The organism is Photobacterium sp. MCCC 1A19761, from assembly GCF_037389125.1.
Classification (GTDB): domain Bacteria; phylum Pseudomonadota; class Gammaproteobacteria; order Enterobacterales; family Vibrionaceae; genus Photobacterium.
This window is the reverse complement of the sequence record NZ_JAZGTF010000019.1, coordinates 145,469-166,633: the sequence shown is the minus strand read 5'-3', so window position 1 is coordinate 166,633 and position 21,165 is coordinate 145,469. Positions and strand designations below refer to the sequence as shown.

The window sequence follows — 21,165 nt, the reverse complement described above, 5'->3', positions numbered from 1 at the left end:
ATGGCAGACAACACCCGACGTCGCGCTGAGCTCAGAGCTTTCCTGTTTATTACCGTGATCCTGTTTCCCATTCTGGCAGTCGCGGTCGTGGGGGGATACGGCTTTCTGGTGTGGTTTCTCCAGGTATTGACTGGCTAGCCGGCCACCTTGAGATCTGCCGGGACGCGCAGGTAGAGAGGTCAAGATGAAATGTTCTCGCCGTAAGTTTATCAAGGCGCAGGCGGCAGCCGCTGCGGCCGCCGCTGCCGGGATCACGCTTCCGATCAGCGCCAGCAATGTGGTCACGGACGCGTCGATGACGCGCCTTAAGTGGCAAAAGGCACCCTGCCGGTTTTGCGGTACGGGTTGCTCGGTGAATGTCGGGATCAAAGATAACCATGTGGTTGCGACGCATGGGGATATCAAGTCGCCGGTGAACCGCGGCCTGAACTGTGTCAAAGGGTATTTTCTTTCCAAGATCATGTATGGCGCTGACCGCCTTACCCAGCCACTCCTTCGCATGAAAGACGGTAAGTTCGACAAACAGGGCGAGTTTGCCCCGGTGTCCTGGGATCAGGCGTTTGACCTGATGGCGGAGAAGTGGAAAGCTACGCTCAAAGCTAAAGGCCCCGAAGCCATCGGGATGTTCGGCTCCGGCCAGTGGACGGTCTATGAAGGGTACGCGGCCTCCAAGCTGATGAAAGGCGGCTTTCGCTCCAACAACATCGAGCCCAATGCCCGCCATTGCATGGCCTCCGCGGTTGTCGGTTTTATCCGCACCTTTGGTATCGATGAACCGATGGGGTGTTATGACGATATTGAAGCGGCGGATGCGTTTGTGTTGTGGGGCTCCAATATGGCGGAAATGCACCCCATTCTCTGGACCCGGGTGACCGATCGCCGGTTATCAAATCCGGCCGTGAAAGTGGCGGTGCTGTCGACGTTTGAACATCGCAGTTTCGAACTGGCGGATGTGCCGGTGGTGTTCCATCCCCAGACGGATCTGGCGATCCTGAATTTTATCGCCAACTACATCATCACCAATGACAAAGTAAATCAGGATTTTGTTGGTAAGCATGTCAACTTTCGTCGCGGGGCGACTGATATCGGCTATGGCCTGCGGCCGGAGCATCCGCTTCAGCAACAGGCGAAAAACCCAGACAGCGGTGCATCGGAGCCGATGACGTTCGAAGAATTTAAAGCGTTTGTCGCCGATTACACTCTGGAGAAAACCGCGGAAATGACCGGTGTGTCGCCCGAGCGGCTCACCGAGCTGGCTGAGTTGTACGCCAATCCACAGACCAAAGTCGTTTCATTCTGGACCATGGGGTTCAATCAGCATACCCGCGGCGTGTGGTGTAACAATCTGATTTACAACATTCATTTGCTGACCGGGAAAATATCCACGCCGGGCAACAGCCCGTTCTCCCTGACCGGGCAGCCGTCAGCATGCGGAACCGCCCGGGAAGTCGGCACGTTTGCCCACCGGTTACCGGCTGATTTAGTGGTGACCAATCCCGAGCATCGCCAGACCGCGGAAAAAATCTGGAAGCTGCCGTCCGGGATCATTCCTGAAAAAGTCGGCGCTCATGCCGTGCTCCAAAGTCGGATGCTGCGTGATGGGGACATCAATGTTTACTGGATTCAGGTGAACAATAACCTTCAGGCAGGGGCGAATATGAACGAAGAAACCCTGCCGGGTTACCGTAATCCCGATAACTTTATCGTGGTATCTGATGCCTATCCGACGGTGACGGCACAGGCAGCTGATTTGATTCTGCCGTCAGCAATGTGGGTTGAGAAAGAAGGCGCATACGGGAATGCGGAGCGCCGGACTCAGCTCTGGCATCAGATGGTCAAAGCGCCGGGCGAAGCCAAATCAGATCTGTGGCAGCTGATGGAGTTCTCCAAACGCTTTAAAACCGATGAAGTTTGGCCGGAAGAGATCCTCAAAGCCAATCCGGACTACCGGGACAAAACCCTGTTTGATGTGCTGTATCTGAACGGCAAAGTGAATCAGTTCCCTTCATCGGAGCTCGAAGAAGGCATGCTCAATGACGAAGTGGCTGATTACGGTTTCTACGTCCAGAAAGGGCTGTTTGAAGAGTATGCCGAATTTGGCCGGGGTCATGGTCACGATCTGGCACCGTTTGAAATGTATCACCAGACCCGGGGCTTACGCTGGCCGGTGGTCGATGGCCAGGAAACCCTGTGGCGGTATCGGGAGGGCTCGGATCCGTATGTGAAACCGGGGACCGGGTTTGAGTTTTACGGCAAACCGGATGGTAAAGCCGTGATTTTTGCCCTGCCATATGAGCCACCGGCGGAAAGTCCGGATGAAGAGTATGACTTGTGGCTGGTGACGGGGCGGGTGCTTGAGCACTGGCACTCGGGCTCGATGACGCAGCGGGTGCCGGAGTTATATCAGGCTTATCCTGATGCGCAGGTATTCCTGCATCCTGAAGAAGCGCGGGCGCGCGGGCTCCGGCGCGGGGATGCGGTGCGGGTGATTTCCCGCCGGGGCGAAATCGTCACGCGGGTCGAAACCCGGGGACGAAACAAGCCACCGCGAGGGCTGGTGTTTGTGCCCTGGTTCGATGCCAGTCAATTGATCAACAAAGTGACCCTGGATGCGACCGATCCGCTGTCGAAGCAAACCGACTTTAAAAAATGCGCGGTCAAGTTGGAGAAAGTGTAGGAGATGCGTGATGAAGCGATTGTTCTCAATACTTCGCCGTTCAACCGCGGTTGATCGGACGATTCTCACAGCGCTGGCCTTGGTATTTGTCTGTCCGGGGGCAACGGCAGTGACGGATCGGGATCTGGCCACGCTGCGTCAGTTTGACTTGAATACCGAGCCTGAACCACCGCGGATGAGCCAGCCCCTGAATACGGATGTGATCCCGGGGCGCAATTATCCGATGCAGCCTCCCTTGATCCCCCACAAGATCGACAATTACCAGGTCGACTTGAAGGTCAACAAATGCATGGCCTGCCATGCCCGCAGCCGGGTCGAAGAAACTCAGGCCCGGATGATCAGTGTGACGCACTATATGGATCGGGACGGGAACTTTCTGGCCGAGCTGTCGCCCCGCCGGTATTTTTGTCAGCAGTGCCATGTGGTGCAAACTGATGCCAAGCCGCTGGTGGCTTCTCAATTCACCGATCTTGATACCTTGATTGATCAAGAAGAGTGAGGAGGCGTCGTGATGTGGAATTGGATCAAAAGATGGTGGGCGCTGGTCACATCACCGTCCAAGTACTTCAGTCTGGGCTTTTTGACCTTGGGCGGGTTTATTGCCGGGATCATTTTCTGGGGCGCCTTTAATACCGGGATGGAGCTGACCAATACCGAACCTTTTTGTGTGAGTTGCCACCGCGATAACGTGTATCAGGAAATCCAAGGCACGATCCACTTTACCAACCGGACCGGGGTGCGGGCGATTTGTTCAGACTGCCACGTGCCCCATGACTGGACCGATAAAATGGCGCGCAAGATGCAGGCGTCCAAAGAAGTGTATGCCTGGGTCACCGGCGCGATTTCGACACTGGATAAGTTCAATGCCCGGCGACGGGAAATGGCGGAGCGTGAGTGGGCCCGGATGAAAAAAAATGACTCCCTGGAGTGCCGGAACTGCCATGAATTTGTGTATATGGACTTCACCCGCCAGTCACTGCGCGCTTCTAACCAACATTCAACGGCGTTGGCCGACGGCAGTAAAACCTGTATTGATTGCCATAAAGGGATCGCCCACCGGTTGCCGGAGATGCATGGCGTTGAAGGTTTTTAATCACCAGCCCTTGACGATGAAGGGCTTCTTCTCGATTGTCGCGGATTGGCGTCATCACCCGGCGTTCATCGCCTGCTTTTCGTACGAGCAGCTTGCGTTGAACTGAACAGCCTGCCATTCCGGCGAACCCTTTCTTGCAGAAATTCGTCTCTGTCAATAGAATACGATGTTCGATACAAACATCGCCTTCCTGTCGATACCATGACGAAGCCACAATAATAACCATGGGATTTGAATTTCTGATATGAGTAAGTTTGCAACACCAACGTTTAAGATAGCGTTTCTCCATCCGCGTTATTGGTTGACGCTGCTTCTGGTTGGTGTGATGTACCTGATCAGCTGGTTGCCGTACTTTATTCAGTTCCGCCTCGGACAAGGGCTGGGCCGTCTGGCGATAAAGTTGATTAAAAAACGCGGGAAAACCATTGCCCGAAACCTGGAGCTGTGTTTTCCGGACATGCCGAAGGAAGAGCGGGATGCCATTGCGCGCAAGAATGTCGACAATACTGGTCTCGCGATGTTTGAAACCGGGATGGCCTGGTTCTGGCCCGATATTCGGGTGAAGCGCCATGTCCGCTATGAAGGCTTCGAGCACCTGGAAGCATTGGAAAAACAGGGCAAAGGCGCGTTGATGATCGCCGTTCACTCACTGAATCTGGAGCTTGGGGGCCGGGCTTTTGGTTTGAAGGCGCCGGGCGTGGGTGTCTACCGTCCGAATAACAATCCTTGTTTTGATTATTTTCAGTTTAAGGGCCGGGTGCGCTCGAACAAATACCTTATCGATCGCAAAGATGTGAAGGGCATGTTGCATGCCCTGAGAAACGGCGAATGGGTCTGGTACGCGCCGGATCATGACTATGGTCGCCGACGCTCGACGTTTGCCCCGTTGTTTGCGGTCGAGAAAGCCTGTACCACCACGGGCACTAGTCTGTTGGCCGATGCCTCTGGTTGCGCTTTGGTGCCATTCGCCATGGTCAGGGATACCGACTCCGGCCAGTACACAGTGAAAGTTTTTCCACCGTTGGATGCATTCCCGCATAACGATCCGGATGCCGCCGCGGCGTACGTCAACAAGGCGATTGAGCGCTCGATTATGGAAGCGCCGGAGCAATACATGTGGTTGCATCGCCGGTTTAAAACCCGGCCGGAAGGCGAGCCGTCATTGTATTAATTTGAGATACACGGCAAGTGCCGCTGGACTTGAAGTGAATAAGGGCAGAGAGAAATCTCTGCCCTTGTTGTTTCTGTAAACGTCAGACATGGCAGCGGGGGAGGTTTTATTCCGGCGCGACCAGCTGCCCATGCTGATAATCCGAGATGGCCTGTTCGATCTCATCCATGCTGTTCATCACAAACGGACCGTAATGTACGACCGGTTCGTGGATCGGCATTCCGGAAAGCAGTAACAGCCCGGTTTGCTCGCCGATCGCATCAATCGCCAGCCCTTCGCCATGGTCGAGGATCACCAGCTCACCCGCTTTGGCCGTGCTTCCATCAATGTCGATTTCTCCTTGGTAGACATAGAGCAATGCCTGGAAATCTGGATTCAGGCAACTGGTAAAGTGCGCGCCTTTTCCGGCCTGCCAGTTGGCAATGGTGGTCGGTACCCCGGTTTGCTGCAACGGACCGATCAGGGTCTCGCCCTTAATCGTCAGATCACCGGCGATCACCCGGATCAGGCTGTTGTCGGCAAGCACTTTTTCGGTGATCACGTCGGATTGAAAATCGTGATACTGCGCCGGCTGCATTTTCTTCGCTGCCGGCAGGTTGATCCAGATTTGGAATCCGTGCAGCTTGCCCTCGGTCATGATCGGCATTTCGCTGTGGATCACCCCGCGCCCGGCAGACATCCACTGGGCGCCACCGTCCCGTAATTCCCCGGTATTCCCCATATGATCCCGGTGCTGGAAGTGACCGCTGAGCATATAGGTCAGGGTTTCGATCCCCCGGTGCGGGTGCGGTGGAAAACCGCCGATGTAATCGTCCGGATGGTCCGATTTCAATTCATCAATCATCAGGAAAGGAGAAAGCCGGGCATCGTTAAAGCCGTGGACCCGCTGTATTTTAACGCCATCACCATCTACTGAAGGATGGGAAGCAATGATCTGTTTGATACGTCTGATAGCCATAAGTCCTCCGATGTTTCATTGCTGATAGTGTAGGCGGGCAAGTGCAGGCGGAACAGCGCGCTGGGATGAACAGGTTGTTAGAAAAATTTGAACAAGTCCAGTTTAGGTCAGGGAAATCACGCTGGTTCATCGCGCGTGACAAGCCAGCGGTGCTGGTTCAGGACGATTGCAGGCGCTGCCAGGCTTCGCAGATTTGGCGGAAGGTGTCGGCATCGCCGTTGGGCCGGTCCGGATGCCAGCGCAGGGCCAGTTTGCGCCATTGGCGGCGGATTTGTTGTTGGGTGGCATCTTCCGGCAGGTCGAGCCGGGTCAAATCCTGGACTCGTGTAGTGTCTGGGATTGGCGTCGCATGGCCGATATAGCGCTGGTAGCGGTTCCAGAAGGAGGACAGCAGCCGTTTTACCGCTGAGGCATCGGTGTGGTAGTTGTGCCAGTCGAGATAGTAACGCCGCAGGGGATCATGTGGATCAAGCGCGTGGCCGGGCTCTGGATGCTCCAGCAGCTGAATATCCATCGCCTGAACCTGCAACCATTGCGATGGCAGTAGCAGTGCTTGCAACTGGTACAAGGCATTCATCAGCAGGAAATTACGTTTGAACAGATCCTGCTCAGGATTGTCATCGAGTGGGTTCAGAAGCCCCTGTTGCTTGAGGGCATCGGACAGCGTGTGGATTTTCCAGCCGGAAGGCTCCGTATTCAGCAGGGTAAGGATCGGCCAGATCAGCGGGTTGTCGTATTCCGGTTCAGCATTGAGATCCATAAGGCTTCCTGCGTAAGGGGCTGTGCGTATAAGCGTCTGCGTAAAGGCGTCTGTGTGGAGGCGTCTGTGTAGAGGCGTCTGTGTAGAGGCGTCTGTGTAGAGGCGTCTGTGTAGAGGCGTCTGCGCGAAGATATTCTGCGTCGTGCGTTGATGAAAGCCTAACAGAAGAGAGCGGGGTACTGTCAACTCTCGGGGACATCGTCCCGGTCAAAAGAGGGGAAGCACCGGGGATGAGTAAGCAGTGAACTCGGTTAGTGTTGCAATTTAGTTCAAATAGTGGCCGGCGTGAACCACGCAAACTTTGCTATAGGTTTACCGGCCATTGATATAGAAGTGACCCTGTGACTAAGTTGGTTTATTCAATTGTCACGCCGTAGTATTTCTGTACGCACTTGGCGTAATCCCCTTGCTTGAGCGTGGTGTGGGCAGTCTGGTAGCCCGACTCGATTCGGCAGGCGAAGCTGGCACCGCCCGGATTGTCTTTGTAGTAGCCCCAGTCATTTTCCCAATACAAACCAAAGCTGTTGTCACTGGTTTTCTTGAACGGTTTCATGCCGGCACAGCCAAGCTGTTCATCTGCCGGGATCGGAACGCCCAGTGCCGCCGCGTGGCCGCGATAGTATTTGATGCGGTTGACGGACTGTGGCTTTTCAGTTTCCAGGGTACATTCGATGCCGCCGTTAATGATCATCGTCGTCACGCCGAAGCCCGACGTGCGCTTCTCGGTAATATCGGTCGCAGTGGGTTGCCAGGTGCCGTCGATCACATGCAGCATTGAGGGTTTCGGCGGCTGCGGGTAGACAAAGAAGAACACCGCGGAAGCCAGGTTCAACCAGGTGTTGGCGACTTGATCCGGGTTGTTCAGCAGCACACGGACGTCATTGAAGATAAAGTCTGAAAACGGCCCGTAATTGTAGTGATATGACAGCTGTTTGGCACCGCGACCAAAGTACTTCACATAATGGCCGTCTGGTGTGGTCCCGCAGGGCCACTGTTCGGTTTGCCAGTTGGTGGCGGCACATTCGCTGTTGTAGCCACAGGAGCCAACATCGTCCGAACAGCCGGCTTCGCGGACAAAATAGAGCCCCTGTCGCCACTCTTCATTCGGTGAGTGCGGGTTGTGAGCTCCGGTTTCCTGGGTAAAGTGCGCGAACATGACGGCCAGAGATTTGGCACAGATTGCATCTGAATTCGCGGCTCTGTGGTCGGTATAGGTGGCGCAGAATCCTTCAAACTTGCCGACTGCTTTCAGGAAGTTGGTGTACGTGTAGGCGGCGTTTCGCTCCGGAAACCGATGATCCCACTGCTGCTCACTGACGAGGGATTCAACCCGCTTCACGTTGTCCGGGTTGCTGGCTGCGCCCGGGACAATCGCATCTACAATGGTGTTGTCCCGGGTTCTGATGGAGGCCCGTACCGCGTCAAATTGCGGCGAGCTGGTGAGTGCCGCTTCCCGGGCATCCAGAAAAGCTTTGCTCATGATATAGCTGCCATCGGGGTTCTGGCCGATAATGCCGTTTTCAGGCGTGCCGGGATCCGGATCAGGTCCTGGACCCGGCCCCGGACCTGGATTGGCAGCAATGTGTTGCCAGACCCCGGTGCTGTTGGGCGCATCCGGCGCTTCGCCCTGGGTCCACCATTTGGCTTCATAAACCTGACCGTTGTAGGACACCCGATCGCCGTTGACATAAATATGACTCACTTGATAGGCCGGATAGCTGGTGGCCAGTGCCGCCTGCACCTCTGGCTGTTCGCTTCGCTCGCCCAGCCATTGCCAGCTGTCGCTCTCAGCGTCGGGTGCCGGGACAATGTTTTGCACCGATTGCCGGGCTTCATAGAGGTGCCCCTGGTAGAGGACCTGATCTCCGCTCTGATAGACGGCGTCCGGGTTGTAGTTGGGGTAGGCAGCTAAAGCGCCCGTTGACAGGAACAGCGTGCCGGAGATGATCCCGCTAAGCAGGGCCATACTGCGTATGCGAAGGGCTTTGCCGCGTTTGTGATGTGTTATTTTTTTCATTGTTTCACCATCGTTATTGGAGTGACTGAAGCTGTGATGCTTTCAGGGATCAACGATAGAAAGAGATTGGTCAGGTGGCGGCATGAAACAATGAGTTTGCGAGTCAATTCAACATCATCTTCTGATGTGGATGTCGGCTATCGCATGGGGTGTGATATCGGCCGGAAACCGAAGTAGTTTGCCAGTCTTGCAGGTCGGGCGACTTGCAAGACTGGCATGCGTCGTGGAGGACGGAGTTATCCGGTGATCGACAGGGTAAATTTTCCCGGGTTACGGCGACTGATGGATTGAAGAATTTTGCCGTCCATCTGCATGTTGGCAAACCAGTACGGCGCCTGCTCATGGCTAAAGGCTTTGCTTTTACTCATCATGTCGTAAATGGTAAAGACCCGGCCCTGGCCCAGCGCAGCACCGTGCAGGCTTCGCTCGTAAATCGGCACGTCATTGATGTCTTCTTCCAGCGCATTCTTGAGGTGCAGGGTGCGTGGGGTCCACTCAATATAGTCGACAATTTTTTGGGTCAGTTTCTTTTCCCACTTCGCGAGCACTTCGGGCAGGAACTCCATCGAATGGGTAATCTCGGCACAGGCAAAGTAATCTTCCCGGCGTTCTTGCTCCCGCAGCTCCATCATGACCCTCTCCAGGGCGATATCGAAGCAGTTGGTGAAATGGTTACAAATCGTAAACTGACCAATGCTACGGACAATCCCGAGGAAGATGCCTTCGTCCGGCTCCCGGTAGTTCACGTCGCTCAATCGCATACGGGTTGCATTCGCCAGCATGATGGCATGTTGCCACATTTTTGGCGCCATCAGCTTGGTGTTCTTGTCAGCCCATTTCAGCAGGGGTTTGGCCATCAGGATCGGATACAGCATCCGGCAGTTGTCGATGCCCAGAAAGCCAATAGCTGTTTTCGGATCTGAAAGTTTTCGTGGTGCTTTGCCCATTTGTCGGCAGAACTTCGGTTCGTTGACCAAATCCAGGAGATTGACTCCGAGGGAGTGGTACAGGATCGCCAGCGAACCCAGCTTCTGGAAATTCAGGGTCGGGGAGTAGGCAAATGATGCGAAATCACCGAAGCCTTCGTGGATACTGAGCAGACGGGTAATATCCGTTTGCTGGAATCGGGTTTCCATGACTTTGCCGGCGGCTTTTTGAACCAGCTCGACCAGCCGTTTGTGGCGTTCTTGTCGGACCACGCTCTCTGCGCGTCGCTCAAGCACTTTATCGGTTTCGCAGCTGAGTAGCAGGCGCTGATTGTTCGTGACCCGCTCTTCTTCGTACAGGATGATGGTTTCGCAGAATTCGGTTTCCCGGCTTAAAAGATGATCAACATCATCTTGGTTGACCAAATACTGTTGGCTCACCATCCATCTGGCATGGCGTTGTTGTACCTGTTGACTTATTTCTGATGCGGCAGCTTGCGCTTCTTTGGTATAGCGCTTCTCAGAAAAAATCGACTCTACCACGAATGACCCCCTAACTTATGGTAAATCAACAAGTCTTGTAAGCCTGAGTCGGACATGACAGGCCTCTTCTACATATTCTTATTGGTAATAAAGGTCTTAGTTTATCATGTCGTAATTGTTTTAAGTATCAGTAAAGCCGGTTGTTGGTGCTGGTTTCATCAGCAAACAGTCGGACGCTGATTGGAATTGAACCGTTGCGTGCCGACTGTTTGGGGGTGTTGCTTGTCTAGCGTGCTGTGCTTCTGCGAAATGATTTAGTCGCGGAAGTTGTCAAACTGGAATGGTTGCTCCAGTTCAGCTTGGCGAACCAAGGCCATCACGGCTTGCAGGTCATCACGTTTTTTGCCGGTGACGCGAACTTTGTCGCCCTGGATGGAAGCCTGAACTTTGATCTTGGAATCTTTGATCAATTTCACCAGCTTTTTCGCGGTGGCGGTTTCGATCCCTTGCTTGAAGGCAACATCGCACATGTTGAGTTTGCCTGAGCGGGTTGTTGGCTTCTGATCAATGGAATCGGCATCGACATTGCGCTTGGCGAGGTTGCCGCGCAGGATGGTCATCAGCTGATCGATCTGAAAGTCAGACTCTGAAACAACTTTGACGACTTCTTTTTCCAGTTTGAAGCTGGCTTCGACGCCGCGAAAATCAAAACGAGTTTCCAGCTCACGGGAAGCGTTGTCGACGGCGTTGCGAACTTCTACAAAATCGACGTCAGAAATAATATCAAAAGAGGGCATGTCTCTGTCCTAGTCTAAAGATGAAATTGTTTTCGGTGATAATACCAATCGTAGTCAATAACTGGTCATCCTAGCTTGTTAAAACGCTCGATAACTGCGTTAGAATTTTTGATTGTAGAATAACTACTTATCGAAAAATTCCGCCTTGTTCTCAAACGTTTTTCCTGCGCTATTTCTGATCACTTACTGACTGTGATTGGTATAAATCCCAGCCGGATGGATTTTTGGCTATCTGCTTTCTAAAAAGTAGCCCATCAACTGAACCCAGCGGGTATCAAGGGTGCGGAAGAGGGAGCCACCGAAACGCTCCGCGACCACCCCAACTGATTCTATATATAGCTTATTTTTGCGACTTTACTGCATTTGCCAGCATATCCAGCAGGGTCACCGTATCTTCCCAGCCAATGCAAGGATCGGTGATCGACTGGCCATAGGTCAACTGATCCAGATGCGCCGGATCAACGGCCTGGTTACCTTCGGTAATGAAACTCTCTGCCATAATACCGGCGATGAACTGGCTGCCGTTTCGGATCTGCTCGCAAATATCCGCGGCGACATCTAACTGGCGCTTGTGTTGCTTCTGGCAGTTTCCGTGGCTGAAATCCACGACCAAGCGAGTTGGCAGATCAAAGGAGGCCAGGATTTCACAGGCCGAGGCAATGTCTTCCTGATGATAGTTCGGCATTTTACCGCCGCGCAGAATGACATGGCCGTAAGGGTTGCCGGCGGTGCGGTAAATGGTCATCTCGCCGGTTTTGGCCGGTGAGCAGAATACATGGGACTCGCGGGTCGCGCGGATCGCATCGACGGCAATTTTGATGTTGCCGTCGGTCCCGTTTTTGAAGCCGACCGGGCAGGAGAGCGCAGAAGCCATTTCGCGGTGGATTTGCGATTCTGTGGTGCGGGCACCGATGGCCCCCCAGGTGATCAGGTCGGCAATATACTGGCCGGTGATCATATCCAGAAATTCAGTCGCGGTCGGAACGCCCATCTGGTTGATATCCACCAGCAGTTTGCGGGCCTTGTGCAGGCCGCTGACCAGATCCAGGCTTCCGTCCAGATGCGGGTCGGAAACCAGTCCTTTCCAGCCCACCACGGTCCGAGGTTTTTCGAAATAGGTGCGCATCACGATACACAGCTGATCCTGGTATTTCGCCTGAATGGCTTTCAGCCGACGGGCATAGTCCAGTGCCGCTTCCGGGTCGTGCACCGAGCAAGGGCCAACGATAACCAGGAGCCTGCTGTCCTGCCCGGAGAGAATCGCCTCAACCTGGCGGCGGGCGTTCGCGACATGGGCTGCGATATCATCAGTCAGCGGGAAAGCGGCTTCAACTTCTGCCGGTGTCGGCATTAAGCCAAGGCTCACCGTGCGGAGTTCATCTGTTTTCATTGGCATAATTTGTTGCCTATCTCGGTATATCAAAAAATAACGACGCGTTAAGATAGCCCAAATGACCGCAGGAATAAACCAAACTTGTGATATGGCTTAACTTTTTCTGCTGAATACCCGTTTGAATTAGTTGCAAAATTGTGTGAGCCAATATAATCGGTCAGAACGTTGCTGCGTCGTTGTTGGTATAAGCTTAGACGGTGAAGTAGCAGGGTTGACGGATGACAATTGACATAAGGTACAGGGCACAGTAACGGAAGGCAGGAAGCAGAGATGACAGGCAATTCACCGACAGGTTTACAATTTTCACAGCTATTGAACGATCCGGCGCAACTGACGCAATTGACATTGCCGATAGGGCTGGTTTCTATGGACGATTTAATTCATCGGCTGATTGGCATTCACCCGTATGCGATTGCTGAAACCATGCGCTTGCCGGAAGCGACCCAGCAGGCCGTCCTGGCACGTGCCGGTGATGCTACCCCTGAGGAATGGTTTGTCCATACCCTGGCCCAGTTTCTGGAGCAGGCCGCGGCGCACAACGGCGATCATCCGTTACGGGTTCGTTTGAGCGGTGCGGATTCGCATAGCCGACGCAGCTTGCTCGGGAGCGAGCTGGAAGCGCCGGAGGTTCATCCGTTAATCGGGTTACGGGGTGCGTCCCGTTTTGCCGATCCGGCCCATCGTCCGAGTTTCGATTTGGAATGTGAAGCGGTGAAGTTGGCCCGGCAAACCGCAGGCGGCAGACGTATCGAGCTGGTGCTCCCTTTTGTCCGGACATACTGCGAAGCGGCCACGATGATCGATTTGCTGGCAGAGCAGGGGCTGTATCGTGGTGTTCAGGGGCTGAATGTCCATCTGATGTGCGAGTTACCGACCAACGCCTTGCTGGCCGAGAAGTTTCTGCCGTATTTTGACGGCATGCTGATCGATGTCGATCAGCTCGGGCAGTTTGCTTTGGGATTGGATCAGGCCCATCCGGCGCTGAATGACCTGCATGATGATCAGAATGAGGCAATCCTCAAACTGCTGCACCATGCGATTCAGGCAGCGGTGGCGGCGGGCAAACCATGTGAGGTAGTCAGCCGCGCCATCGAGCAGTCACCCAAGCTGCAACAGTGGTTGATCGAGCAGGGGATTAACGGGGTGATCTCCTACTGAAGCGACTGATACGACGGAAGCGATTGAATCAAGAAAAGCCCCGTTCGCGGGGCATGTGTATTAGGGCATGTGTATCTAGAGTCGGCGAAGGTTCTGAGACGGCGCCGGTTTGAACGGCTCGGGTTTAGGACGAGCAGCTGATTTCCAGCTCTTTGCCCCATTGCGGCGGCACATCTGCAAGATGTGCGTAATCCGGGTGCTCTTCAAACGGGGCTGCCAGCACCTGCAGGAGTTGTTCAATCATCGTAAAGTCTCCCTGCTCCGCAGCGTCAATGGCTTGCTGGGCCAGATAGTTTCTCAGGATGAATTTCGGATTCGCAGCTTTCATCGCCGCCAGGCGCTGGCTGTCGGCTCGGGTTTCCTCATTCAGCCGGGCTGCGTACTGCGCCAGCCAGGCAGACAGGGATTGGGTACATCCGAAGAAAGATTCAAACCGGTGCGCGCTTTGCGCCAGTTCTGCCCGGGGGATCTCCGACAGGGTCCGGAAAAACAAAGTATAGTCCGCCGCCTGATGGGTCAGCAGGGCAAACATATCGCTGAATAGTTGGGAGTCCTGTGGCTGTTGCGCCTGCAGGCCGAGTTTACTGCGCATTCGGATGCTGTAGTGTTGCTGCAATTGTGGCTGATAGGTGTTGAGCGCTTCATCAATCAGCTCTTTCTCAATCAGCGGCGACAGGGCATAGCCCAGCGCGGAAAGGTTCCACAAGGCGATGGACGGCTGCTGATTAAAGGCGTAGCGGCCACTGTAATCGGAATGGTTGCAGATAAAGCCCGGCTGATAGTCATCGAGAAAGCCGTAGGGACCATAGTCGAAGGTCAGGCCCAGTACGGACATGTTGTCGGTGTTCATGACCCCGTGCGCGAAACCCACCGCCTGCCAGTCGGCAATCATTTCGGCGGTCAGGCTGACAATACGGTGGAACATGGCAGCATAGCGATCCGGCTGTGTGTTTGCTTGCAGATTTTCATCCGTCAGCAGGTCCGGAAAATGATGTTGGATCAGGTAGTCCGCCAGCAGCTTCAGGTCGCCGTGCTTTTCGGTATAGAACAGGTACTCGAAGTGGCCGAAACGCAGATGGCTTTCCGCCACCCGGATCAGGGTTGCGCCGCGCTCGACTTTCTCTCGGTAGACCGGGGTGGTACTGCTGAGAACGGCCAGGGCATGCGTGGTTCGGATCCCCAATCCATGCATCGCCGCGCTGGCGAGATATTCCCGAATACTGGAGCGCAATACGGCCCGTCCGTCGCCCTGACGCGAGTAGGGGGTCATGCCGGCGCCTTTCAGGTGGATATCCCACTTGTTGCCTTCGCTGGTCAACACTTCGCCCATCAGTAAGCCGCGTCCGTCACCCAGAGCCGGGTTGTACTGGCCGAACTGATGGCCGGTGTATTTCATTGCAATCGGGTCAAACCCGGCGAGTTCATCGTTGCCGGTAAACAGGTTTATGAAATACTCGGTTTGTGCCTGAGCCGGGTCCAGTTCCAGCAGAGCGCAGATCTGCGGGTTCACACTGACCAGGAAAGGCTCGCTCAGTGGCTGGGGGACGACCCGGGTACCGAAGTCACTCGGTAATTCACTGTAAGTGTTATGGAAAACCAGTTCTGAAAGTGCGCGCATCAAGCTGACCTTAGCGAGTGAAGCAGGGAGTAGAAAGTCCGGTCAGGGTAGCAAGTTATCGGCCGCAAACAAGGGATAAAAAGTAGGGGCTTTCTGCGTCGCGGCCGAACCGGTGCCCTGAATTAAGCATAGCGATTCCGGTCGGTGAATTGGGATTCGCTTAGTCGATGGCCTCGATGTCGACAATCTTGGAACGGTTGACGATGATCTTCCAGCGCTGGATCCGCACCGTGTTGTCTTCGTCGGTTTCCTTGGTGATCAAATTGATCAGGTGGCGTTTTTCCACCGACTCTTTGGACACTTGACCGTCATTCAGCTGGTACACCCGCTGTGAGCCTTTTTCCATCATTTTCGAAATCACCCGCAGATCAAGTTGCAGCGACTCGCGGCTCTGTTCGTAACCGGTCATAAACTTGGTGGTCGACATCCGGGTAGTGCTCTTGTAGTGCAGGATGGTTTCTTCCCGCTGCGAGACTTTGTGTTTGCGCTTCTTTTTAATCTCTTCGGCCAGATCGTTATAGCTGGTGTACTCCAGCCACTCTAACTGACGGCCGATCAGGCGATTGGAGTTGGCATCGAAGAACTGTTTGCGCCATTTGGGTTTGCCTTTGCGCACCCAGCGCCACAGGATGGTTTTCAGGTCATCTTTAAACACTTCCCGCGCTGCGTAGATAAACGACAGCACCAGGATAAAGGACGCGGTAATATCGCCCAGCACCCCGCGCGCTTTAATCAGCATCAGGGTGACGAATATCATCACAAATCCGGCCGCAAATCCGGTGACAATTTTCTTGGTATTCTGCCCCAGCTCCATGGTTTGTTCTTTCATGGTGACCGGATATTCAATCAGGCGGCGCAGCAGGCGCATCTTGTTCGACATCCGGGTCGGATCCTGGGTGGCCCGGGAGGAGTTGTAGTCATGCTCAAGGCGGTGCGCGGCTTCATTTTCACAAATCTCAATCAGCAGCGACTTAATCTCCGGATAGTCACTGCTGCGCGGGAGGTGCGCAATCAGCGCCAGGCAGCGTTGCTCGGTATACCAGGACAGGTAGTTATCGATGTTTTCGTAGTATTTGTGCAGCTTCTTGTCGCTGGGCACATTCCGACGTAATCGCTTTAAGATCCGTAACGCCAAATCGGCGACTTCGCTGACTTCCTCCAGGGTTCGTTCAGCCTTGTCATCCAGCAGCTGTTGGACGGTTTCTTCCAGTGCCAGCGCATACTGGTAGGCATACAAACTCAGGCTCAGGCGGTATTGTTCGGTCGAGAGTTTACCTCGGCTGGCGAGCCGGCTGTGAACCAACGGCAGATGGTTCACATCACTGTAATAGGTTCGCTTGCCGATCAGGGCGGTGTGGTAGAACTCATCTTCGGAGAGAATGTTGGGGTTGAGTCCCAGTTCGCCGGGCACGAAAAGGTAGAGATCAAGCTGTCGATTGGTGGTTTCTTGGATGACGTGGGAGATTTTTATTTTATGGCCGTCTTTTTTCTCAACAGTGATCACTATGCTTTAAGACCTCGTCATGAATTTGTGATGGAAAAGAAGATGATGCAGATTATCACTCACTTTTGACAGAAATGTCAGCGGTCGGGTGATTTTTCGTAAAATTAATCGTTTAATCTTATTGTATAACCCAGTATGGGGCTTCGTTAGCCGGAAAAACAATCAAATAAGTGCCGATAGGCGAGGCGGGGTGGAGCAACATCACGTATAATGCGCCGCCTACAACCGATAATGATGGGCTGCAATGGTTGTCAGCGGCCTGACAGGCGGGTTGCCTGGTTCGTTTTTATTTACCCAGAGAGTGTCGAACAGATGATTAAAATTGGACAATACAACACGTTAGAGGTCGTCAAGCAGGTAGATTTTGGCGTATTCCTTGATGGTGGTGAAGACTTTGGCAATATTCTGTTGCCGAAATCAGATGTCCCGGCCGGCACTGAGCTGGGCGATGAACTCGAAGTCTTTATTTATTTTGATTCTGAAGATGACGTGATCGCCACGACGGAGCGTCCGCTGGCGCAGGTGGGTGATTTTGCATTGCTGCGCGTGGTGGGGATCTGTGGCGTCGGGGCTTTCGTCGATTGGGGCCTGAAGAAAGATCTGCTGGTACCGTTCAGTGAGCAGCGCCGTCGACTGGAAGTGGGTCAGGACATCATGGTTCGCATCTATACCGACAAAGCGTCCGGCCGGATTGTCGGTTCAACCAAGTTCAACCGCTTCCTGGATAAAACCCCGGCACGCTATCAGGTTGGCCAGGAAGTTCAGGTGCAAATCGCGGAAGTGACGGATCTGGGTTACAAAGCGGTGATCGAAGATCAGCACTGGGGTTTGCTTTTCCGCACGGAATCTTTCGGTAAACTGTTCCCGGGGAAAAAGCTGAAAGCCTTTATCAAGGAAATCCGTCCGGATGGTAAGATCAACCTGTCTCTGCAAAAAGTCGGTCGGGCAAAAGTGGATGATCTGGCGGATAAGATCCTGACGACGCTGGAACGCAAGGGCGGTTTTGTCCCGCTGAGCGATAAGTCTTCTCCGGAAGCGATTTTCAAAGAGTTCCGCACCAGTAAGGCCACGTTCAAGAAAACGATTGGCGGCCTGTACAAAAAAGGCCTGATCCTCATTGAGCGTGAAGGGATCCGTCTCAACGACAACTAACTTGAACGCTTCGATGTTTGGGGTGATGCCATCCAGCGCCCCACACAAAAAAACAAAGCCGGTCATTTGACCGGCTTTGTTGTCTTTGAACCTGAGGCTGGGAGAATGTTCAGTTGCACCTGATCATCCGCAGACCGGACAACTCGGTTGCTTGCTCAGCTTCATCTCCCGCCAGCTCATAGTCATGGCATCCAGCATCAGGATTTTACCGTTCAGCGGCTGACCCATACCGGCAACCACTTTAATCGCTTCCATCGCCTGCACCGCACCGACAATCCCAACCACCGGCGACATGATCCCGGCTTCCACGCAGCTCAGGGCCTGCTGTCCGAACAGGGCGCTGAGGCACTGATAGCAGGGCTCGTCATCCTGATAGGTATAGACACTGATTTGCCCTTCCATCCGAATTGCCGCGCCTGAGATCAGGGGCGTGCGGCTCTGGTGGCACAAGCGGTTGAGCTGGTTGCGGGTCTCGACATTGTCGCTGCAATCGAGCACCAGGCTGTGCTGGGCGATCAGCGGCAGCAGCTCACTGTCGTCAAGACGGCGGGCCAGGGTGTCGACCTGAGTATTGGGGTTGATGGTTTGCAGCGCTTGTTTGGCCGATTCCACCTTGAGTAGGCCGACCGTCGCATCGCTGTGCAGCACCTGGCGTTGCAGGTTCGAGACTTCAACGGTGTCGTCATCAATTAAGGTCAGCTTGCCAACCCCGGCTGCCGCCAGGTACTGCGTTGACGCGCAGCCGAGGCCGCCCGCACCGAGGATCAGCATGGATGACGCCTTCAGGGCTTCCTGACCGTCAAAATCGAACTGGCGCAGGATGATCTGGCGGTTGTAACGCAGCATTTCTGCGTCGCTAAGTTCTACCACGGGTTATTCCTGTTCATTCTCACTGGGCAGTTGAAGGTGGGGTTCATCAGTACATCGTCTGGTTGAACAGCTCGATGGTGACGGTTTCCCCCGGCTCAACCCGGCCGCGCTCACGCTCTAAAATCACAAAGCAGTTGGCTAGATGCATGGAGCTGAAAGCGCCGGAGCCCTGATTGCCGGTGGTGGCGACTTCAAATTGTCCGTCCGCACCAATTTGGTAAATCCCGCGTTGGAAATCCGTCCGACCCGGCTGCTTTTTAAAGACGGTGGTGGCCTTGGCTTTCAGGCGCTGAGGCGACTGATACTGGCTGTGTCCGGCCAGTTTTGCCAGCATGGGCTGCACCAGCTGGTACAGGGTCAGCATGGCGGATACCGGATTGCCCGGCAGACCGCAGAACCAGGTGTTGCCGATGGTGCCAAAGGCAAACGGCTTGCCCGGTTTCATCGCAATTTTCCAGAAACCGATTTCGCCTTGCTCATCCAGGATCGTCTTGGTGTAGTCCGCTTCGCCGACACTGACGCCGCCGGAGGTGATCAGCACGTCGGCTTGCGTTGCCTGCTGGAATGCAGCGCGCAGTTTTTCCGGTTCATCCGGGATGATCCCAAGATCCATCACCTCGCAGCCGAATTTCTCCAGCAGGGCACGAATGCCGTAACGGTTACTGTCGTAGATTTGACCGGCTTCAAGTGGCTCGCCAACCGGGCGCAGTTCGTCCCCGGTCGAGAAAAAGGCCACGCACGGACGCTGATAAACGGGCACTGTGGCGATCCCCAGGGATGCCAGCAGCGGCATTTCGCGGGCTGTCAGGCGGTGTCCTTTGGCGACGACCACATCGCCCTGGCAGACATCATCGCCAATCGGGCGGATATTCTGTTGTACTTTCGGTCGGGCCAGGAAGCGGATTTGATCGCCATCGGCTTCGGTTTCTTCTTGCATCACCACAGTGTCGGCCCCGGCAGGAATTTCCGCCCCGGTCATGATGCGTACACACTGGCCTTCGTCGCAACGACCATCGAACGGTGCCCCGGCAAAGGATTTGCCGACTTGAGTCAGGGTGTCGGTATGTTCGAGATCGGCACAGCGTAGGGCATACCCATCCATGGCTGAGTTTGCGAAAGGCGGGACATTGATTGGTGAGCAAATGTCTTCAGCCAGCACCAGTCCAATGGCATCGGCCAGTGCAACCGTGTGGGTTTTCGTTAAGGGTTTGACCTCTGCCAAGATTTTGGTCAGGGCATCTTCTACAGGCATCAGGCCTGGCACATCACAACATCCCATAAAGTGTACCTGTTTGTCGTCAACGGCTTATACATATTTGGCGTGAAAGCCATTATGACAAAAAAACAGAGGGTTCACTAATCTGTCTGTGGCAACCCGGGCAGAATAACTCTTTTGTGATAGAGCGGTCAGTGGGACATCGCGCGAGATAGCACGTGAAGGGTGTGAGCCGGCATGAAGTCTGTGAGAAAGCGAGAAGTTGTGACAGGACGCCGAGGATCCCAGGTCCCGGCTTGACGCTTCCCGGCTTTCGCCGTTGAATCATCACATCGTTTGATATGGATTGTGATGATGCACTTTCAAGATCCCTTGAGTCAGTTTATTCACCATCTTTCGCCGCAGGTGGAAGTGTTCGCCCAGGTCGGTCTGCGCGAGCCGTGGGGGATGGCCGAAACCCAGCTCGATTGCGGGGCGTTTAGTTACCTGCGTTCGGGCCGCTGCGTGGTGGAAGTGGAAGGACAGGCGCCGATCCACCTACGGGCAGGACAACTGATCCTGCTGCCCTATGGCTGTGCGCACCGCATTATGAGTGAGCCCGGTGTGCCTTGCCTGTCGGTCAGCGCGCTGTTTGATGATCAGACGCCGGAAGCGATCCGGCAGATGAACCTTGGCGGGGATGGCGCACCGTGCCAGTTGATGTGCGGCAATATCCGCTTTTCCATGGTGCAGCATTGGGGGCAGGATCCCAAGATTGGCGGGATGCCGAATACCATCGTGGTTGATATTGATCCCGGGGATCGGCTGGAGAATTATCTGACCTGGATTTACCAGGAAAACCTGGAGCGGGACGCCGGACATGATCTGGCCATGAAGCACTTGCTGGAGCTGTTTTTTCTCGAGATGTTACGGGGGCTGAATACTCTGGCCATTAACCCGAGCTGGCTGCGTGCGTTGCACGATCGGCATTTGGCGCCCGTGATTCTGGCGATCCAGAATAATTTTGCCCGGGACTGGACGGTGGAAGAGTTGGCGAGTCTCGCCGCGTTGTCGCGCTCATCGTTTTCCGAACGGTTTAAACGGATCGCCGGGACGACACCGCTTCAGTTCTTACGGCAATGGCGTTGCTTTATCGCTGCCGAACGTTTAGTGACGACTTCTGACTCGGTCCAGCAAATTGCGCAATACTGCGGCTTTCAGTCCAGCGATGTATTGATCCGTAACTTTAAGCAATTTCACCAGACCACACCCAAGCAATACCGGTTGGGCGAACAGGGAAGTCGCACCGAAAAATCGACGATTCTTCCGTTGCTATCGACGATCAATCGCTAACGGCTGCCCGTGTCTTTTCCTTTCTTTATGATGCCCGTAA

General features: G+C 54.4%; 18 protein-coding genes. 8 read left to right on the top strand and 10 right to left on the bottom strand.

The features are described 5' to 3' along the window. The 5 genes from VV869_RS17250 (at position 1) to lpxL (ending at position 4,941) form a co-directional block, all read left to right on the top strand. Positions 1–138, top strand: a complete 138-nt coding sequence (locus tag VV869_RS17250) for a periplasmic nitrate reductase, NapE protein (protein WP_337736164.1) — start codon at positions 1–3, stop codon at positions 136–138. A 46-nt stretch (positions 139–184) separates the two neighbouring features. Then, a complete protein-coding gene (gene napA, locus VV869_RS17245) occupies positions 185–2,677 on the top strand; it encodes a nitrate reductase catalytic subunit NapA (RefSeq protein ID WP_337736158.1) in 2,493 nt (830 codons plus the stop codon). A gap of 10 nt (positions 2,678–2,687) precedes the next feature. After that, a complete protein-coding gene (locus VV869_RS17240) occupies positions 2,688–3,176 on the top strand; it encodes a nitrate reductase cytochrome c-type subunit (protein ID WP_337736157.1) in 489 nt (162 codons plus the stop codon). A gap of 12 nt (positions 3,177–3,188) precedes the next feature. Beyond that, positions 3,189–3,770, top strand: a complete 582-nt coding sequence (locus VV869_RS17235) for a NapC/NirT family cytochrome c (RefSeq protein ID WP_337736156.1) — start codon at positions 3,189–3,191, stop codon at positions 3,768–3,770. Between the two features lie 244 nt (positions 3,771–4,014). Then, positions 4,015–4,941 (top strand): LpxL/LpxP family Kdo(2)-lipid IV(A) lauroyl/palmitoleoyl acyltransferase, encoded by a 927-nt coding sequence (gene lpxL / locus VV869_RS17230; protein WP_337736155.1) that lies wholly within the window; start codon positions 4,015–4,017, stop codon positions 4,939–4,941. A gap of 106 nt (positions 4,942–5,047) precedes the next feature. Here the strand turns inward: lpxL and VV869_RS17225 are convergent, their stop codons facing one another. The 6 genes from VV869_RS17225 to VV869_RS17200 form a co-directional block, all read right to left on the bottom strand. Further along, positions 5,048–5,899, bottom strand: a complete 852-nt coding sequence (locus tag VV869_RS17225; RefSeq protein ID WP_337736154.1) for a pirin family protein — start codon at positions 5,897–5,899, stop codon at positions 5,048–5,050. A 157-nt stretch (positions 5,900–6,056) separates the two neighbouring features. Further along, the gene (locus VV869_RS17220; RefSeq protein ID WP_337736153.1) at positions 6,057–6,659 is read right to left on the bottom strand and encodes a DNA-J related domain-containing protein; all 603 of its coding nucleotides are present in this window, start codon (positions 6,657–6,659) and stop codon (positions 6,057–6,059) included. A 355-nt stretch (positions 6,660–7,014) separates the two neighbouring features. Beyond that, positions 7,015–8,676 carry a glycoside hydrolase family 19 protein gene (locus tag VV869_RS17215; protein WP_337736152.1) on the bottom strand — a complete coding sequence of 554 codons (1,662 nt, stop codon included), beginning with the start codon at positions 8,674–8,676 and terminating at the stop codon, positions 7,015–7,017. Between the two features lie 236 nt (positions 8,677–8,912). Next, a complete protein-coding gene (locus tag VV869_RS17210; RefSeq protein ID WP_337736151.1) occupies positions 8,913–10,145 on the bottom strand; it encodes an HDOD domain-containing protein in 1,233 nt (410 codons plus the stop codon). A gap of 254 nt (positions 10,146–10,399) precedes the next feature. Then, on the bottom strand, positions 10,400–10,882 hold the full coding sequence (locus VV869_RS17205) for a YajQ family cyclic di-GMP-binding protein (protein WP_337736150.1): 483 nt from the start codon (positions 10,880–10,882) through the stop codon (positions 10,400–10,402). A 340-nt stretch (positions 10,883–11,222) separates the two neighbouring features. Continuing rightward, positions 11,223–12,278 (bottom strand): 3-deoxy-7-phosphoheptulonate synthase, encoded by a 1,056-nt coding sequence (locus VV869_RS17200; RefSeq protein ID WP_337736149.1) that lies wholly within the window; start codon positions 12,276–12,278, stop codon positions 11,223–11,225. 363 nt (positions 12,279–12,641) lie between these two features. Here VV869_RS17200 and VV869_RS17195 point away from each other — a divergent pair, with 363 nt between their 5' ends. Continuing rightward, positions 12,642–13,433 carry a putative PEP-binding protein gene (locus tag VV869_RS17195; protein ID WP_337736148.1) on the top strand — a complete coding sequence of 264 codons (792 nt, stop codon included), beginning with the start codon at positions 12,642–12,644 and terminating at the stop codon, positions 13,431–13,433. Positions 13,434–13,557: 124 nt separating this feature from the next. Here the strand turns inward: VV869_RS17195 and VV869_RS17190 are convergent, their stop codons facing one another. Both VV869_RS17190 and VV869_RS17185 read right to left on the bottom strand, forming a co-directional pair. After that, on the bottom strand, positions 13,558–15,051 hold the full coding sequence (locus VV869_RS17190) for a protein adenylyltransferase SelO (protein ID WP_337736147.1): 1,494 nt from the start codon (positions 15,049–15,051) through the stop codon (positions 13,558–13,560). A gap of 160 nt (positions 15,052–15,211) precedes the next feature. After that, positions 15,212–16,555 carry a hypothetical protein gene (locus VV869_RS17185; protein ID WP_337736146.1) on the bottom strand — a complete coding sequence of 448 codons (1,344 nt, stop codon included), beginning with the start codon at positions 16,553–16,555 and terminating at the stop codon, positions 15,212–15,214. 312 nt (positions 16,556–16,867) lie between these two features. Here VV869_RS17185 and VV869_RS17180 point away from each other — a divergent pair, with 312 nt between their 5' ends. Next, positions 16,868–17,707, top strand: coding sequence for a CvfB family protein (locus VV869_RS17180; protein WP_337736145.1), 840 nt, complete (start codon positions 16,868–16,870; stop codon positions 17,705–17,707). A 123-nt stretch (positions 17,708–17,830) separates the two neighbouring features. Here the strand turns inward: VV869_RS17180 and moeB are convergent, their stop codons facing one another. Next, the gene (gene moeB / locus VV869_RS17175; RefSeq protein WP_337736144.1) at positions 17,831–18,577 is read right to left on the bottom strand and encodes a molybdopterin-synthase adenylyltransferase MoeB; all 747 of its coding nucleotides are present in this window, start codon (positions 18,575–18,577) and stop codon (positions 17,831–17,833) included. 46 nt (positions 18,578–18,623) lie between these two features. Next, complete coding sequence (moeA, locus tag VV869_RS17170) at positions 18,624–19,856, bottom strand: molybdopterin molybdotransferase MoeA (protein WP_337736143.1); 1,233 nt, start codon at positions 19,854–19,856, stop codon at positions 18,624–18,626. 288 nt (positions 19,857–20,144) lie between these two features. On the opposite strand from moeA, the gene VV869_RS17165 reads away from it, so the two are divergent. After that, positions 20,145–21,125: an AraC family transcriptional regulator gene (locus VV869_RS17165; RefSeq protein WP_337736142.1), complete on the top strand. Its 981-nt coding sequence runs from the start codon at positions 20,145–20,147 to the stop codon at positions 21,123–21,125. Positions 21,126–21,165 lie beyond the last annotated feature (40 nt).

Coding starts and splice junctions, on each gene's coding strand:
- VV869_RS17205 (WP_337736150.1), bottom strand. CDS start 10,882: ATGCCCTCTTTTGATATTATTTCTGACGTCGATTTTGTAGAAGTTCGC.
- lpxL (WP_337736155.1), top strand. CDS start 4,015: ATGAGTAAGTTTGCAACACCAACGTTTAAGATAGCGTTTCTCCATCCG.
- VV869_RS17250 (WP_337736164.1), top strand. CDS start 1: ATGGCAGACAACACCCGACGTCGCGCTGAGCTCAGAGCTTTCCTGTTT.
- VV869_RS17200 (WP_337736149.1), bottom strand. CDS start 12,278: ATGCCAATGAAAACAGATGAACTCCGCACGGTGAGCCTTGGCTTAATG.
- VV869_RS17215 (WP_337736152.1), bottom strand. CDS start 8,676: ATGAAAAAAATAACACATCACAAACGCGGCAAAGCCCTTCGCATACGC.
- VV869_RS17190 (WP_337736147.1), bottom strand. CDS start 15,051: ATGCGCGCACTTTCAGAACTGGTTTTCCATAACACTTACAGTGAATTA.
- moeA (WP_337736143.1), bottom strand. CDS start 19,856: ATGGGATGTTGTGATGTGCCAGGCCTGATGCCTGTAGAAGATGCCCTG.
- VV869_RS17180 (WP_337736145.1), top strand. CDS start 16,868: ATGATTAAAATTGGACAATACAACACGTTAGAGGTCGTCAAGCAGGTA.
- VV869_RS17240 (WP_337736157.1), top strand. CDS start 2,688: ATGAAGCGATTGTTCTCAATACTTCGCCGTTCAACCGCGGTTGATCGG.
- VV869_RS17195 (WP_337736148.1), top strand. CDS start 12,642: ATGGACGATTTAATTCATCGGCTGATTGGCATTCACCCGTATGCGATT.
- VV869_RS17225 (WP_337736154.1), bottom strand. CDS start 5,899: ATGGCTATCAGACGTATCAAACAGATCATTGCTTCCCATCCTTCAGTA.
- VV869_RS17165 (WP_337736142.1), top strand. CDS start 20,145: ATGATGCACTTTCAAGATCCCTTGAGTCAGTTTATTCACCATCTTTCG.
- napA (WP_337736158.1), top strand. CDS start 185: ATGAAATGTTCTCGCCGTAAGTTTATCAAGGCGCAGGCGGCAGCCGCT.
- VV869_RS17235 (WP_337736156.1), top strand. CDS start 3,189: ATGTGGAATTGGATCAAAAGATGGTGGGCGCTGGTCACATCACCGTCC.
- VV869_RS17220 (WP_337736153.1), bottom strand. CDS start 6,659: ATGGATCTCAATGCTGAACCGGAATACGACAACCCGCTGATCTGGCCG.